Genomic DNA, 15,418 nt, shown 5'->3' on the forward strand with positions numbered 1-15,418 from the left:
ACAGCGTGTCTGCCGGTTGCGGAAGACGAGTCGGGATGGTTTCCGGCTCAGGGCGATCCGCCATCCGCCGCCGGTTCCGCCGTAGTCGCGGCTTTACGCTCATCGAAGCCGCGCTGACTACGGTTATTGTCGGCACCGGTGTGCTGGCGATTGTTGCTGCGCAGCAGGCATATCACCGTAAAAACGACTGGGCGCAACGCACAGGTACCGCTGTGCTGCTGGCTAATGAGCTGCGCGAGCTGACACTCACTCTGCCGCAGCACGATCCGATTGATCCAACCCACATGGGGCCAGAATCGAACGAAACCAGTGTTTCGCAATATGACGATCTTGACGACTTTGCGGGCACGGTGGTCGGCGGAGTCGGCTCGGGAACAACATTCAGCCCGCCGATCAATGCGCTCAAACAGACCGTGCCGAACCTTAATGGCTGGAGTCAGACGATTAGCGTGGCGAACGTACTCGACGACAACATCAGCACTACTTTTACGCAGCCGTTAGGAACGACCCGGCTGATGCGTGTAAGCGTGGATATTTATTACCAGGCACCTGGGGCAGCGACGCCGATGTTAATGACCAACCTGACGTGGGTAGTGGGTGAGTAAGCAGTTAAACCGAGGAGGGCATGCGGTAGAGGTGAAAATAACGGAGGCGTGGCTTAGCGGAAAAGGTTGCCCAGTATGAGTTTTTCACAACAAAATATCGCCTCTCCAGTACGCCGACGCTTCCGGCGTGAGCGCGGTGCCGCGGCCATTCTGGCCATGATGTTTCTGGTGATCTTCTCATCACTGGCAGCGGCGATGGCGATCGTATCCCAAGGAAACCTCGCGACTGCTGACTCCAACCTCAAAATGAATCGCGCCCTTGCTGCGGCGGAGACTGGCATGCGGTTCATGGTCTATCGCATTAATCAGGAATCGGCCAAGATCACTACACGCGCTGGCCTCATTGATGGAACAAACGCACCTGCTTTGTGGACGGCCCTTCGTAATGCATTACAAACCTCTTTTACCGGTGAAGTTCACAACCTGTCCGAGCCGAGTTTGAATGGCTCGACGTTGACCATCGGCCCAATTGCTGTTGGTCCTAATTCCCCTACATTCATCGCTACGCTCACTCCGCATCCATTGGCAGGGGAGAACTACAACGCTGCCTATTATCAGCGGCCACCCTATAGCCAGATGGTTCCGGCGGTCTCAAGCAGCAACCCGCTCGATTCAACATGGATCCGCGTGAAGGTTTCCGCATCCGATGGTCCGGTCGGAAGACAGATTACGCGATCGATCTCCATGGATTTCAAACTAGAGAAGAAGATTCGCTTTGCGGTTCTTTCCAAGAGTCGCGTCATGATCGGGGCCAACGTGATGATTGAGGGGCCGATCGGCAGCCGGTTTACCGACACGAATCTCACGAACGGACACCCGGTTCAGATGCAAAGCGATTTTGCCGGCCTGGATACCGCGCTCGATGCCTCACTGACACCGTTCATCAACACACTCAAGACCAACGATGTGAATGGTGATAATCGGCTGAACGTCAACGATGCCGCTGAGATCAATGGCATGACGAACCCGGCGCAATACGACAAAAATGGTGACGGCTACATCGAGGACTACGACTTTTTCCTCGCCCGGTTTGACGCCAATGCAGACGGCAAGATTAGCAATTCCGAGTTGAATACCGCCGGCGATGTTCGTCGCGCACAGCTCATGGCACTGATCGATACGTTCGGTGATCCGACACGATCGGGATACAACGACGGATTTATCGACAACAGCGATCGATACGCGAAGATCAAGGGCAGTGTGTTGTTTACCGCGGCGATGGCGGGGTGGAATAACGGTGCGGCGGGGGGAGCGTACCAAAACTATTTTCAAGGGCCGATCCGACCAGACACCGGACAGTCACCCATTCAGTTCGAGGCCAGCGACGCCAGCGTCCATCAGTTTGAGGCTGACGATTTTGATGTGACTACCTACCGCAATCTCGCTACCGGTGATCTGGCCGCACAAGCGGCAACACAAGCGGCACAATACAACCCGGCTGATCCTTCATCGCCTCGGCCGCTGGGTACACAGGTTCGTGAAGCGGTTCCCTATGGATCGCAGCACCCGTATGACTTCTACGACCGCCCCGTGTACGAAAACATGACGTTCACCAACGTCAAGATTCCCAAAGGCACCAACGCACTTTTCAAGAACTGCAAATTTATCGGTTGCACTTTTGTTGAGACCACCAAAGACAATACGGACACCTACTACAACTACGTCGGCATGCAGCAGGCTGATGGCTCACCGCTGCACCCGGAGAAAACAGCAACGGTGAACGGTGGGGTAGTCAGCGATACCAAGCCGTTATCAAACAATCTCCGTTTTGACGGCTGCACATTTGAAGGAGCGGTAGTCAGCGACGCGACGACGTCGTTTACCAACGCCCGCAACAAACTGTCTTTCACCGGAACGACGAAATTCGACCCCAATGCAGCGAGCCTGACTGCGTCACAAAAGTTGCTTTTCAAGCGGAGCACGCTTCTGGCCCCGAATTATTCGGTGGAGATGGGTACGTTTATCAATCCCAGTGATAGCAAGGAGACCGTCAATCTTTCGGGCACCATTGTGGCTGGCGTTGTGGATATGCGCGGACAGGTGAAAGTGGACGGTACGTTGCTTACGACCTTTATGCCTCAAAATGGCACGGGGCCGGTGACGGGAAATACCAGCCCGGACTTCAATACGACGCTCGGATACTTTGCATCGACCAACGGTGACAAGGAAGGCGAGCTACCCACCACGGCATATGGTCTTGGTGTGATTCAGATTCGCTACAACAAAGATCTTCCGTTACCTGATGGCATCCTTGGGCCGATCAGTCTCACACCGAATACGGCAACGTATTTTGAGGGAGGAAATTGATCGGATGGCCGATCGTGTTGGAAAGCACGGACTCGATATGAAATTCAACTGTTCGACAATACGCGATCACCGGCTGCCGGCTGCCAGCCGTCGTGGCCTCAGTCTCGTCGAGACCCTGATAGCTCTGGCGATCACCGCGATGTTGTTGACCGCCACGATGGTTGCGACCGATGCGAGCTTCCGCGCGTATGCGGATTCCTGTGAACAGGCCAGCGCGCAGGCCGGCACACGGATGATTACCAATCGACTGCTGATGCTCGTGCGCACCAGCACCGCCCACGGCCCGCTTCTGCCTGATGGCGCGCACAGCCCGCCCGTTACTCTCAACGGCAACACCATCACCAGCAACTACCTCGAACTCATCGACCCCAGCGGTAACGAAATCACCATCGAATATCGTTCCGCTTCGAGCGAGCTTTGGCTCATCACGATTCCCGCAGGGTCAACTACGGCACAGGAGCAGCCGCTTATCGGCGGCGTGACCGCATGCACCTTCTACGCATTGCGTAAGGAGGACAATGACGGCCTGCTTGTCCTGGACCGTGCGACGATGGACCTGACCGTACGTCCTGGAGCCGACGCGACTTTGCCGCTCGAAAACGGCAACGTGTCGGACATCCGCATCATCGCATCCACGAAGCCTCGCAAGGTCGATTAAATCCACCTTGCGGCGACTCCGAAGAAGTGGCCGAGGTTGAGTTATCACTCCTATTTGAATATTCACGGTTAAGCGACTAATCGCGGTGGCGTTGTCGTTGTGCATTTGTTTTGTGGGTATTGCATTTCTGTTGGATTCATGTCCTGTCGGTGTTGCGGGTTGTAGGGGCTGACGAACGAGAAAGCTCGCGAAATCATTTTCTTGATGGTCGCCTCTTGAAAAAGTGAATCGTACGTTTGGCGTAACCTCGCCTCGCAGGGGACCGCGCCCGTTGTGGGCAACGGCCAGGCAACAACCGCGAGGATCGTGAAAGGGGATTTATGAAAATCAAGAAGGGCATCCTGCTTGCCGCGCTCTGTGGTGCGGCACTTCTGCCCGCGATACCCGCGGGGGCGGATACGCTGACCCTGTCGGGTACCGTGCGAGACTTCAAGCGCGGCGATAAGGCGGGCGGGCACCCGGACTTTGAAACCTGCAATACGGTTTCAGGTCACGGAACGTATGGTCACGTAATCAACCTTGTCGGGCCGAACCTGGGCAGCGACGGCAAGCCAGTCTATAACTCCGTCCGCCCGAGCAACGACTCGATGTCCAGCGCGAGCAACTTCAACAAGTGGTACAACGACGTGGCAGGCGTAAACATGTCCATGCCGTTGTCGATCACGCTTAGTAACGGCAAATCAACACCCGGCGGTGTGTATTCGTACTCGACCAATAAGTTCTTCCCCATCGACGGCCAACTCCTGGGTAACCAGGGCCAGAAGGACTCGACGGGTAAGGAGAGGAACTTCTCGTTTACCTATGAACTCAACACCAAGTTCAGTTATGAGCCTGGCCAGAACTTTAAGTTCACCGGCGACGATGACGTCTGGGTGTATATCAACGGTGTCAAGGTGATCGACCTCGGGGGCGTGCATGGCGCGGTGTCGGGTAACGTCGTACTTTTTGACGGCAAAGCGTTCATCTATAACGCCACGCTGCCATTCCCCGTCACCGGCGCGGTGAAAAAGGTCAGCTCCAGCTATGCCTCATCGCTGGCGAGCAAGTGGTCCGCGGCTGACCTCTCGGGTAATGCGCCCAAGAAAAACGACATCTATATCGATCTGGATCTGGAGGACGGCCAGAAGTGTACGCTCGACTTCTTTTTTGCTGAGCGGCACGTGACGGAGTCCAACTTCCGTATTGATACGAGCATCCTGTTACAGGAAGCCAAACCCATCACTGCTCTCTATGACTAAAGAGCGGGGAACCCCTCCGCTGAAATCAAAGATTTCGACTCAGCAACGCTGCGCCCGAGGGGACGCGGCGTTGCTTTTTTATAACCCCATCACCGCCACACGATTGGCGGATTACGTCGGAGATCAGTGTGCAGAAGAGTCAATACCGCTTGATGACTAACGTATCGTTCTGACCGCCGAAGCCGAAACTATTTGAGAGTGCCACATTGACCTTGGCCGGTCGGGCGTGGTTAGGCACGTAGTCCATATCGCAAGCAGGATCGGGCTTATTGAGATTGATCGTCGGGGGGAGCATGTTGTCACGAATCGCCAATACACAGGTAATCAGTTCCACGGCACCGGCTGCGGCGATCAAGTGGCCAAGCATGCTTTTGACCGAGCTCATCGGCACTTTACGAGCGTGCTCACCAAAAACATGCTTGACTGCGAGAGTTTCGATGGAGTCGTTTTCCTTGGTCCCTGTCCCGTGCGCGGAAATGTAGTGAATGTCCCGAGGTTGAACATTTGCGTCGGAGAGGGCCTGCTTCATGGATGCGATCGCACCGCGTCCGTCAGGGTGGATGTCAGTGATGCGATAGGCGTCCGCGCTGGAGCCGTAGCCGACGATCTCCGCGAGGATTTTCGCGCCACGCTGCTGCGCGTGATTGAGGGTTTCGATGATGAGCATCCCTGCACCTTCGCCGAGTACGAACCCATCACGATCCACACTGAATGGCCGGCTTGCGGTCAGGCAGGAGTCGTTACGTCGTGAGAGCGCGGTGAGTCGGTTGAAGCCTGTAACGCCGAAGGGGTGAATCATCGTGTGCGCGCCGCCGGTGATCATGACGTCCGCATCACCGCGACGGAGAATCTGTGTCGCCTCGCCGATGGCCTGTGTGCTGGCGGCACAAGCGGTGAGACAGTTGTATGCCGGTCCCTGTGCCTCAAACTCCATTGCTAGATGGGTCAGTGGCATATTCGGTTCTTGCTCGATTTCGCGCGTCGCATTCATCCGTGTCTCTGCGAGCTTCGACCACGCCACCGTGTCCAGTGACTTTTTCTCCTGATCCCAACCGCCAAGATTCGCCGCGACGTAATTATCAAAATCGAGAGAACCTTCACCTGAGCCGAGGTAAATCCCCATTCTCTGGCGGTCGAGATCCTGATAGCGATCCAGTCCGGAAGATTTCCATGCTTGTGTCGCAGCTCCGAGTGCAAATCCGGTATTCAGTCCCACTCCTTCGTGGATCGTCGGATTTTTCACGTAGCCGCGGTAGTCGTAGTCTTTAACCTGCGCGGAAAAACTGGTTGGAAATGTTGTGGCGTCGAAACGGGTTGTCGGACCGATGCCGCATTCACCCCTGAGAAGGCGTGACCAGACAGTTTCTATATCGTGGCCGAGCGGCGTGACCCAACCGATACCTGTAATGACGATGCGTGGTGTCATAGGGGCATTGTAGCGGCGCGAGACGATTGATCCGGATGATTGGCGGACACGTGTTTCAGATCACAGGTGTGATCGCCCAGCCGTCATCAACATCAGGTAGATGTGTTGACTCGCTCCAGTATCAGGGCAGCGTTTTGCCCGCCGAGACTGGCTCCGAAAGTCAGCACGTGTCGCAGTGTTGCCGACCGAGAGGGTGCGGTCCCTGCGTGGATGCCGTCCAGAGGATTATCGCAATTCAGAGTCGCGGGTATGGTTTGTTCGACGAGGGCTTTAGCGGCAATGGTGACATCAATGCCACCTGATCCAGCGCCGCAGTTGCCCGCATAGGGTTTCATGGAAACGATCGGCACCTTCGTGGCATAGTCGCCGAGTACTTCGCGGATTGCCGCAGCCTCAGCGCGATCGGACTCCGCCCACCCCAGACCAAAAGGAATCACCAGATCAATTTCATCAGCGCCAATTCCTGCCTCGCGCATCGCCGCTTTGATTGCCAGCGTGATGCCTTTACCTTGCGGATCGGGTTTGAGGTTTCGTGACTGTGGATGCACCGTCTGTGAAGCACCGAAGCCGCGGATGGCAGCATACGCGCGGGCACCGCTGGCATCCCTGCGTTTGTTGAACGTGTCTTCTGCTTCGAGAACCACGATGCCGCCGCCTTCTCCCAGAGCTGTACCGTTTGCTGACTTAGAAAACGGCCGGATCGCGGTGGTGGGAGCCTCGTAGTCGGTCGTTGTGAGCCGCCCGGTCATGAGTTGCCGCAGATAAGCCATCGGGTTGAGCTTGCTCTCCGCTCCGCCGCAGAAACAGGCATCAGCTGCGCTGCGCTGAATCACACGTAATGACTCGCCAATAGACAGTCCGCTGGATGCCTCGCCGCAGGTGATCGTATTTGATGGCCCCTGCGTGTCGTGAATAATCGTCACATGGCAGGCCAGCATGTTGGGCAGATATTTGAGAAGCCAGAGCGGGGTGAGGTGGGTCATGCCCTCCTTACCCCAGGCGTGGATATCAAACTCGCCGTTCGCAGCACGGGCGGAGTTGAGAGCATCGGTCAGCTCGTTGAGTTCCGCAGCGATAAGTCCAGCACCAATATGAGCGCCGACACGTGTCGGGTCGTAGGAAAGTGCGGGAGAGGCTGGGTCGCCCTCGGCTATGCCTCGCGTCACCAGCTTCGCATCACGTGCTGCCAGGTCGGCTGCGGCGACAGCCAGTTCAATATCCCGCGCCATGACCTTGATACCTTTGCGGTAGCTTTTGGGCACGAAATTGCTGACCTTGAAATCCCGTACTTCGCCGGCGATGCGGCAAGCGAAGCCCGCAGGGTCAAAGGCTGTGATTGGTGCAATTCCGCTCCGGCCGGTCCGTGCGGACTGCCACGTTGCCTCAATACCAAGGCCCATAGCACTCACTGGACCCAGGCCGGTTATTAGTACACGTCTGGCCATGCGAAAATCCGACTCCGTACGAAGCGGAGTAGTGTAAGCGGGAAAAATCAGACGGGGAAATGGGGCGGTTCGGGCCAGACTTAGCGCGGACGGGGATCGTCATCGCGCCCGGTACCGGAAAAGAGCCGGTTATGCGCGCCGGTCCGTGCTTCTACGGAGTCATCGGTATTGACGACATATCCAAGCATCGTCCGATTGAGCCTCTCGACGTGACCATCAATGAACGACACGTTAGCTGCACCACCGTGGCGGTCATCCGTAGCGGAGCGGTTGATATCAGCGCGGTTCGCATCATCGCAATAGTCGCTCTGGGCTGCGGGTAACAGGCGTGGCGGGTCGAGTGACCAGCCGTGATTGCTGACGTTGGTCAGGGCCGATGCCGTACCGGAGGCGTCGTAAGGTGTCCGGGTACTCTTGGGGCGACCTGAAGCGGTACCCAGCGCATCGCCAGCCAGCACGGTCTGGCTGACTAAATTTTCAACCCGTACGGGGAAGTTGATAGCAACGCCGCTCGATCCGATCCTGCTATTTCCCAAAAATTGGTGGTTGTATCCGTAGGGGAAGTTTCGATTGTTGACCCGTTCGGGCACGGTGGGGCAGACGAATATTTTGTGGGTGACCAGTCGGGTGTTGTCGTTTGAGCTATCAACGTCGTTGGGATTTGTGAAAGCGTAAAACCCCGCTGACGATCCCATGGTGACGTACCAGCGTGGCCGCCAGACGTGACCATTGCCGACATTGTAAATATTCGCCCCGCTGATATTGGGCATGCGTCCGGGCACCCCCAGGCCGCGGTGGTCGTTGGCGTAGATCGCATATCCAAGCGAAACCTGGTGCAGATTAGATGAGCATTGAACCGCTCGCCCTGACTCCCGCGCGGAACTGAGCACCGGCAGCAAAATACCTATGAGCAAAGCGATAATCGAAATAACGACTAGTAATTCGATGAGCGTAAACGCTTGAGTGGTGTGGTGTCGCATGATGTAAAAACAGCGGCGGGAATCCATCATTTCGTACTCGGAAAGCGTATTGCGTGTTCGCGGATACGCCTTGGCGTTACATCATTCAGACGTATGAAAGCGGACGGGAGTTTCAATCAGGCAGAAATTTTAGTTGATGCGATCATTGAACGGCGTCCAGGATCCTGATTCATAGCCGGGTAAGTACGACTTTGCAGGAGTGCGCGATACGTTGCCGCCGGGAAAAAGGATATTGGCTCCGCCATTGTGGTGGACACCGGGATGGTGATCCGAACTGGTACTCGGCACGCCTAGAAATGCACCGATCCACATTGCCCAGACTTCACTGCTCGTCGAGCCGGGTATCGGAGGCGATCCGCCGAGGGGTATAGTGCTTCCCCAACGGTTGATTTCGTGCTGGTCCATCAAAACAATTTGATTACGCGGGAGTTGATCCCATTTTGTAACGAGATTGGCGATCCCATCAAGAGACTGGATGCCATGGGTTACATTAAATCTTGTGTTGAAAAGGTAATCGAAAATTTTGTCAGCACCCGTAATGAAGCCAACCCCGCTGCAATAGTAGTTTGTCTTGTTGGTGGTTGAAGGACAGTCAAAAACTTTCGAGTGTGTCCCTAAAAGGAAAAGATTTCGTTGCTCCGGGACCGTTGGTCCGACCGGCCCGCCATTCACATAGCCCGGATTAAATCGAAACCATTCGAGTGTCGAGTAGCGAATCGTTCCCGTAACCGAGTCCACGATCGTAGGGAATCGCGGTAGAGAGTCCTGATGATCGGCAGCATAGCTGTGCATGCCGATTCCAAGTTGGTGAAGGTTGTTGGAGCAGACGGTCGCACGGGTGGTTTCTCTTGCTTTACCCAAGGCTGGCAGAAGTAACGCGATCAGCAAAGCAATGATCGAAATTACCACCAGCAACTCAACGAGTGTAAAGCCTGTATATCTACGTTGAATTGTTGCAGGCGAACACTTCACGATGATGTGCCGCCCGAGTTGTCGCATGCGATTACCCTGTGCGATAGGACCGCAGATTAAGGGGCTCCAGCTAAATAATCCTAATCAAAGTTTAATCGAAGACAAGAGAATTTTGTCATTGGTTGGAAGGGAACTCGAAAATCATTGCCGGTGAGTGAATTAATCCGTTCTAAGACCCGCGATGAAGACGGCTGCGATTAGTTTTGGCGTCGATTACATCAAGATAACCCACAAGCCGCACATAGAGCCGCTCGCAATCAGGAATTACCATCATGAACCTGGTTATCAGAGTAGGCGAAGTGTTGTAACTAATTTGTTGGCTATGCGATGCATTGATCCGCGGAATACGGGGATTATTCCAGCGGTTTGACCAATCCCGTCAGCAGGTATTCCGCAAATGCCCGGTTATAGAGTGCGCCGGGACGACGTTCACGGATTCGGTTGACAGTAGCGGCTGGCTCTTCTCCCAGATAGCGCATGATCAGTGCGACGATCAGGGCTGAGCGATTGAGTCCCATGCCACAGTGTGCGAGTACCCTGTCGCCGCGTTTAACCAGCTCTGCGCCGAGTTTGGCGACCGCGTGCAATCGATCGATATCTGGCATATCGCCATCGTTGATGGGCAGGTAAACATAGAGAAACTGACCGGCACCTTCGGGTACGCCGGGGTCCACGCCGCCTTCGAGGTCAATCACGACGTTGATGCCGCGTTCAATGACGGCTGCCCAGTCGTTGATAACCGCCGAGAGAAAGAGCCTGCCGTGATCGTCGATCTGAGCGATGTCGAGCGGAGAATCCATATCGTCATCGTAACGCTCTTGGAGTACTTTTTCTGAGCCTGCCAACCGCGAGTAAAATTCAAAGCATGGACCAATCCAGCCGTACCCTTGCCTCGCGCATGGGGATCAGCACGCTTGTCCTGATTCTCGGCTTGCTGTTGCTGGCAGGTACCGCCATGTGGGGGCTTTACGGGATTGATGACAGCCTCATCCGTGCGTTGACAGCCTATGACCGGCTCAAGGCAACCTACGATGTCGCCCTGAGTGTGCAGCGTGCCAGAGAAATGCTCGACCGTCTCCCGCCTGATCGCACGGAGGTGGCATCGCAGCTCCGTGATGCGACGAAAAAACTTTATGAGTTGCCGCTCCAATCGGATCAGCAAATGATCGGTCAGGCGTGTGACGCTCTGGTAGCGGCGCAGCGGGCCTTGGATGATCGGGTGTCGGAAGATGGAATCGCGCGAGCGATCGGGAGTATCAATCATGCTCTGGATGCGATGAACCATATCTCAGCCACGACTCGACAGGAGATGGCGGAAATCGACGGTGAGCGTTGGGTGCGCAAGACCAGCATCATGGTCACGCTGGGCGCAGTGTCGCTTGTAGTCGTGACGGGTGCGATTTTGATCGGACTAATGCAGTATCGCAGCGTAATCGGGCCGTTACGACGATTGGGTGAAGGGGTGACCCGTCTGAAAGGACGGCGTTTTGATGCACCGCTGGCGGTACACGGCGATGCGGAGTTTGCGCAATTGGCGGAAGAGTTCAACCGGATGGCGGTAGAGCTTGATGGTTTCTATCGCAGCCTGGAAGAAAAAGTGGACGCCAAGAGTCGCGAACTGATCCGCTCAGAGCGTCTGGCGAGCATGGGTTTTCTTGCGGCAGGTGTGGCGCATGAAATTAATAATCCACTGGCAATTATCTCCGGTCACGCGGAATTGGCGGAACGTGGACTGTCCCGTGTCACCGTGGCTCGCAGTGCTGAGGTTGAAGACACCACCCGCTCATTGCGCGTCATTGCGGAGGAAGCGATACGGTGCAAGGAAATCACAGGTAAGTTGCTGGGTTTGATCAGAGGCGGTGATCGTGATCGTGTGACTGTGAACGTTCAGCAGGTGTCACAGGAAGTGAGCGATCTGGTGGCAGGGCTCCCTCGCTACCGCGGCCGTCGCGTGTCCGTCCGCTGCGAGGAGGGGCTTCAGGTCAGCGCCAACCAGGTCGAACTAAAACAGGTGTTACTGAATTTGGTCGTTAATGCTTTGGAGGCGACTGCTGACTTTGCAGCCACGGTAGCCGTGGTGGAGATTAATGCTCGCGGCATGGATGGTTTTGTAGAGTTGACGGTCAGCGATAATGGCAGGGGAATGGCTCCCGAAGTCCTCGCCCATGTTTTCGAGCCGTTTTTCACCGCTAAGCGGGGAAGTGATGGCCGGCCGAGTGGTATCGGGCTGGGACTGGCGGTCACCCACGCAATTGTGGAAACGCACGGCGGTCAAATTCGCGCGGAAAGCCATGGACCAGGCACAGGCAGTCGTTTTATCATGGAGTGGCCGAGAGTCTAGAGTACATCGAAAGGTTGCTGTGACGAACGCTGAAGCTCGATCCGCGGGAAACGCTCAGTCGGACCTGCACGTCCTCGTTGTTGAGGACGAGCCTCGACTGCGCGAAATGCTTGCCCGGTCGCTGCGCGACATGGGTTTTATTTCCTTCCAGGCGCGGACCGGCGAAGAAGCACTTCGGCAGCTCGAAACCGAGACCGTGGACATCATCATTCTGGACCTGAATCTTCCGGGCATCAATGGAATCGAAGTGCTCCGAACCGCTCGTAAAAGTAACCATAATCTGCCCGTAATCATCCTCACCGGTTACGGCGATCTCGACTCGGCTCGCCAGGCAATTCACCTCGATATCGTGGAGTTCCTGACTAAACCTTGTCCGCTGGGAGACCTTGAAGCAGCTCTGGAGCGTGCTCGGCGGCGAATTGCCGCATCCCGCCCGGCACCTGCACCGGTAGCGGTTACTCCTCCCAAAGAATGGCCTCAGGCAGAACCCGGCGAATCAATGGAAGACATCGAACGTCGTCACATCATGGCCGCTTTAGCGCGACACGGAGGAAATCGTGCCAATACTGCTGCGGAACTAGGTATCTCATTACGAAAGCTTTACTATCGCCTCGCTCAATATGAGGGACGTGGGCAACAGCCTTCCTCGGAATAAGTGCTAAGACACGGACTCCTATTAGACGGCTGCACCTTACGACGGCAAAAGTTTCGCAAGAGCATCGTGTGGTCTCGCAATGACGTGCGCCGCGACTACCTTGCCGACTTTCTCAGCCGCAGCTTTGCCAGCATCAATTGCCGCCTTCACCGCTGCCACATCACCACGGATCATTACCGTTACGTGGGCAGCGCCGATTTTTTCCTTGCCGACGATCTCGATATTTGCTGCCTTGACCATGGCATCCGTCCCTTCGATTACAGCTACGAGCCCCTGTGTTTCCAGAAGTCCCAGTGCTTGCATTAATGGCTTCCTTTCGTTCGTGGATGGCAGCATGTGTAAGTTGCCATCGTTGATCGGACTGTATTCTTGTTTTGTGTAAACCATGGCTGCCCGCGGCGGGTCCGCCATGTTCATGCGAAAGGTCGTGGCTACTTTCGCTTTCATTTGCTCGCCGATGTGAGCTGCGGTTTCTATCGCTCGACGAACGCTTGCGGCATCACCCACGAGTTTGATTGCGATATCCGTGCCTGCACTGCCTTCGATTCCCGCGATGGTGACATCGGCAGCCTTCACCGCAGCGTCAGCGATAACCAAAGCCACGCCTAGGCTGTGTGTTTCGATCAGGCCGAGATTAAATGTGGTTGCAGGCAAGCTCTACAGAATAACGAAAAGCCGACAAGCAAAGGTAGATCAACATGTCACTGGTAACTGGTGGAGGGTCATCGCCGTACTGGAAATGATGATTTGATCAGGAAGCGGGCATTCCCTGATTTTGTATCTTAGCCCGATAAGAAAATCGATTCATAGGTTGATAACTGGTTCCGCTACAATCACATGTTCGATCAGATCAGGGGCGTCATTGACATGACTAAGCCGTCCGCGGACTTCCCGGCGCAACCGGGCTCTGCCTCCGCGCCAGTCATCCCGGAGCATGCGAGCGAGTCGCGGCCGAACCGACATCGCCGCGCCGAGCCAATGCTCGTCGAGGTGGCGTGGGAGGTTTGCAATCAGATCGGCGGCATCTATACCGTCCTTCGTTCCAAAGTCCCCAGCATGATCGACAGTTGGGGTTCGCGTTATCTGCTGCTGGGGCCTTACAACCCCGCTCAGGTGGCGGTGGAGTTCGAGCCGGCGGCTCTTTCGGGCGGTATCGGACAGGTCGTCAAGCAGATACGCGACATGGGTATCGGCGCTCACTATGGCCGATGGCTTGTTAATGGCCGGCCGCATGTGGTGCTGCTCAACTACCTCGATATTTTCAGCAGATTGCATGAGGTGAAATACCGGCTGTGGAAAGATCACGCCATCTCAATTCCCGCGGATGACGAGTTGCTCAACAACGTCGTTGCCTTTGGTGAAGTTGCCCGGCTGTTTCTCATGCTGCTGGCACAGAAGGAATCGGATCGTCGCAAGCTGGTAGCTCATTTCCACGAGTGGATGACAGGTCCCGCGATTCCGATATTGCGTCGCGCGAATTGGCCCGGATCACTTGTCTTCACGACACACGCCACGCTGCTGGGACGTTATCTGGCGATGCACGACCAGCATTTTTACGGGAATCTGCCGTTCTATAACTCCGACGCCGAGGCAAGAAAATTTAATGTCGAAGCGCAATATAAGCTCGAACGTGCCGCCGCCCACGGGGCACACGTCTTTACAACCGTCTCGGATATCACCGCGGAGGAATGTCGTTACCTGCTCGGCCGCGCACCGGATGTCCTGCTGCCCAACGGCTTGAATATCCAGCGATTCGCGGCACTCCATGAGTTTCAGAACCTACACAAGTTTTATAAAGAGAAGTTGCACCAGTTCACGATCGGGCACTTCTTTCCCAGCTACAGTTTCGACCTCGATAAGACGCTCTATTTTTTCACCAGCGGTCGATATGAATATCGCAACAAGGGACTGGATATCACCGTCGAAGCATTGGCACGGTTAAATCATCGGCTGCGCGAAACGCAATCGGGTGTTACCGTTGTGAACTTCATCATCACCCGCAGGCCGTACAAATCGATCAATGTCACCGCTCTGCAGAGCAGCGCAATGCTCAACGAGCTGCGCACCGCGACAGAGGCGATCAAAGAGGAATTAGCCGACAAGCTCTTTCACGCTGCGACGGCCGGGAAGATCCCCGATCTCAATTCACTCGTGGATGAGTATTGGCTTTTGCGACTCCGTCGCACAATGCATGCGTGGCGTCGCGCATTTCCTCCCGGCGTTGTCACGCATGATCTTGTGGACGATCAGAAAGACGAGCTGCTTAACCAAATCCGAGCCTGCCGACTATGGAACCAGCAGAGCGACCCGGTGAAGGTGATCTACCATCCTGAGTTTGTGACGCCGGCCAATCCACTCTTTGGTATGGAATACGAACACTTCGTGCGGGGGTGTCATCTGGGCGTGTTTCCGAGCTACTACGAGCCGTGGGGCTACACACCGCTGGAATCGATCGCGCTGGGAGTGCCCGCGATCACCAGCGATCTGTCGGGATTCGGCAGCTATCTTGTGCAGTTACTGCCCGATCACGAAGAGCGGGGACTGTATGTGCTGCGACGTAAAAATGTCGGCTGGCACGAATCAGCACAGGAACTGGCGGAACGAATGTTCCGCTTTGTGCAGCTTTCACGTCGTGAACGAATCGCGCTGCGAAATAATGTCGAAAGTTTCAGCGAGCACTTCGACTGGCATAACCTTGGTCGGCGATATCACGAGGCGCATGAGTTGGCGTTGGATCGGGTGGGCTAGGGGAATCGTCACCAAGTAAAACTGCCTGTAAAAACAGCCTCTC

The 15,418-nt window shown here is 55.6% G+C and carries 13 protein-coding genes; 7 read left to right on the forward strand and 6 right to left on the reverse strand.

The features are described from left to right. Positions 1-35 precede the first annotated feature (35 nt). The 4 genes from IT444_01835 to IT444_01850 all read left to right on the forward strand — a co-directional run bounded on the left by IT444_01835 (position 36) and on the right by IT444_01850 (position 4,808). Positions 36-605, forward strand: a complete 570-nt coding sequence (locus tag IT444_01835) for a hypothetical protein (GenBank protein ID MCC7191497.1) — start codon at positions 36-38, stop codon at positions 603-605. Between the two features lie 75 nt (positions 606-680). Beyond that, positions 681-2,912, forward strand: a complete 2,232-nt coding sequence (locus tag IT444_01840) for a hypothetical protein (GenBank protein ID MCC7191498.1) — start codon at positions 681-683, stop codon at positions 2,910-2,912. A gap of 4 nt (positions 2,913-2,916) precedes the next feature. After that, positions 2,917-3,570, forward strand: a complete 654-nt coding sequence (locus tag IT444_01845) for a prepilin-type N-terminal cleavage/methylation domain-containing protein (GenBank protein MCC7191499.1) — start codon at positions 2,917-2,919, stop codon at positions 3,568-3,570. A 320-nt stretch (positions 3,571-3,890) separates the two neighbouring features. Continuing rightward, positions 3,891-4,808, forward strand: coding sequence for a fibro-slime domain-containing protein (locus IT444_01850; protein MCC7191500.1), 918 nt, complete (start codon positions 3,891-3,893; stop codon positions 4,806-4,808). A 139-nt stretch (positions 4,809-4,947) separates the two neighbouring features. Here IT444_01850 and IT444_01855 read toward each other — a convergent pair whose 3' ends face one another. From IT444_01855 to IT444_01875, 5 genes are all read right to left on the reverse strand, one after another. Then, the gene (locus IT444_01855; protein MCC7191501.1) at positions 4,948-6,234 is read right to left on the reverse strand and encodes a beta-ketoacyl-[acyl-carrier-protein] synthase family protein; all 1,287 of its coding nucleotides are present in this window, start codon (positions 6,232-6,234) and stop codon (positions 4,948-4,950) included. Between the two features lie 92 nt (positions 6,235-6,326). After that, positions 6,327-7,679, reverse strand: a complete 1,353-nt coding sequence (locus IT444_01860; protein MCC7191502.1) for a hypothetical protein — start codon at positions 7,677-7,679, stop codon at positions 6,327-6,329. A gap of 80 nt (positions 7,680-7,759) precedes the next feature. Next, positions 7,760-8,686: a DUF1559 domain-containing protein gene (locus IT444_01865; protein ID MCC7191503.1), complete on the reverse strand. Its 927-nt coding sequence runs from the start codon at positions 8,684-8,686 to the stop codon at positions 7,760-7,762. Between the two features lie 102 nt (positions 8,687-8,788). After that, positions 8,789-9,658: a DUF1559 domain-containing protein gene (locus tag IT444_01870; GenBank protein MCC7191504.1), complete on the reverse strand. Its 870-nt coding sequence runs from the start codon at positions 9,656-9,658 to the stop codon at positions 8,789-8,791. Positions 9,659-9,984: 326 nt separating this feature from the next. Continuing rightward, on the reverse strand, positions 9,985-10,431 hold the full coding sequence (locus IT444_01875; protein MCC7191505.1) for a dual specificity protein phosphatase family protein: 447 nt from the start codon (positions 10,429-10,431) through the stop codon (positions 9,985-9,987). 65 nt (positions 10,432-10,496) lie between these two features. On the opposite strand from IT444_01875, the gene IT444_01880 reads away from it, so the two are divergent. Continuing rightward, positions 10,497-11,972 carry a HAMP domain-containing histidine kinase gene (locus IT444_01880; protein MCC7191506.1) on the forward strand — a complete coding sequence of 492 codons (1,476 nt, stop codon included), beginning with the start codon at positions 10,497-10,499 and terminating at the stop codon, positions 11,970-11,972. A 19-nt stretch (positions 11,973-11,991) separates the two neighbouring features. Further along, positions 11,992-12,627 carry a DNA-binding response regulator gene (locus tag IT444_01885; protein ID MCC7191507.1) on the forward strand — a complete coding sequence of 212 codons (636 nt, stop codon included), beginning with the start codon at positions 11,992-11,994 and terminating at the stop codon, positions 12,625-12,627. Positions 12,628-12,663: 36 nt separating this feature from the next. Here the strand turns inward: IT444_01885 and IT444_01890 are convergent, their stop codons facing one another. Then, entirely contained in the window at positions 12,664-13,281 is a 618-nt protein-coding gene (locus IT444_01890) for a BMC domain-containing protein (GenBank protein MCC7191508.1), read from the reverse strand. Between the two features lie 183 nt (positions 13,282-13,464). Here IT444_01890 and IT444_01895 point away from each other — a divergent pair, with 183 nt between their 5' ends. Further along, positions 13,465-15,375, forward strand: coding sequence for a glycosyltransferase (locus IT444_01895; GenBank protein ID MCC7191509.1), 1,911 nt, complete (start codon positions 13,465-13,467; stop codon positions 15,373-15,375). Positions 15,376-15,418 lie beyond the last annotated feature (43 nt).

Source organism: Phycisphaeraceae bacterium, assembly GCA_020851465.1.
Classification (GTDB): domain Bacteria; phylum Planctomycetota; class Phycisphaerae; order Phycisphaerales; family Phycisphaeraceae; genus JADZCR01.

What these genes read in the sequence shown, in the direction of transcription:
- IT444_01880 (MCC7191506.1), top strand. Translation starts at nt 10,497, where the DNA reads ATGGACCAATCCAGCCGTACCCTTGCCTCGCGCATGGGGATCAGCACG.
- IT444_01860 (MCC7191502.1), bottom strand. Translation starts at nt 7,679, where the DNA reads ATGGCCAGACGTGTACTAATAACCGGCCTGGGTCCAGTGAGTGCTATG.
- IT444_01850 (MCC7191500.1), top strand. Translation starts at nt 3,891, where the DNA reads ATGAAAATCAAGAAGGGCATCCTGCTTGCCGCGCTCTGTGGTGCGGCA.
- IT444_01875 (MCC7191505.1), bottom strand. Translation starts at nt 10,431, where the DNA reads ATGGATTCTCCGCTCGACATCGCTCAGATCGACGATCACGGCAGGCTC.
- IT444_01865 (MCC7191503.1), bottom strand. Translation starts at nt 8,686, where the DNA reads ATGGATTCCCGCCGCTGTTTTTACATCATGCGACACCACACCACTCAA.
- IT444_01845 (MCC7191499.1), top strand. Translation starts at nt 2,917, where the DNA reads ATGGCCGATCGTGTTGGAAAGCACGGACTCGATATGAAATTCAACTGT.
- IT444_01835 (MCC7191497.1), top strand. Translation starts at nt 36, where the DNA reads ATGGTTTCCGGCTCAGGGCGATCCGCCATCCGCCGCCGGTTCCGCCGT.
- IT444_01870 (MCC7191504.1), bottom strand. Translation starts at nt 9,658, where the DNA reads ATGCGACAACTCGGGCGGCACATCATCGTGAAGTGTTCGCCTGCAACA.
- IT444_01840 (MCC7191498.1), top strand. Translation starts at nt 681, where the DNA reads ATGAGTTTTTCACAACAAAATATCGCCTCTCCAGTACGCCGACGCTTC.
- IT444_01895 (MCC7191509.1), top strand. Translation starts at nt 13,465, where the DNA reads ATGTTCGATCAGATCAGGGGCGTCATTGACATGACTAAGCCGTCCGCG.
- IT444_01855 (MCC7191501.1), bottom strand. Translation starts at nt 6,234, where the DNA reads ATGACACCACGCATCGTCATTACAGGTATCGGTTGGGTCACGCCGCTC.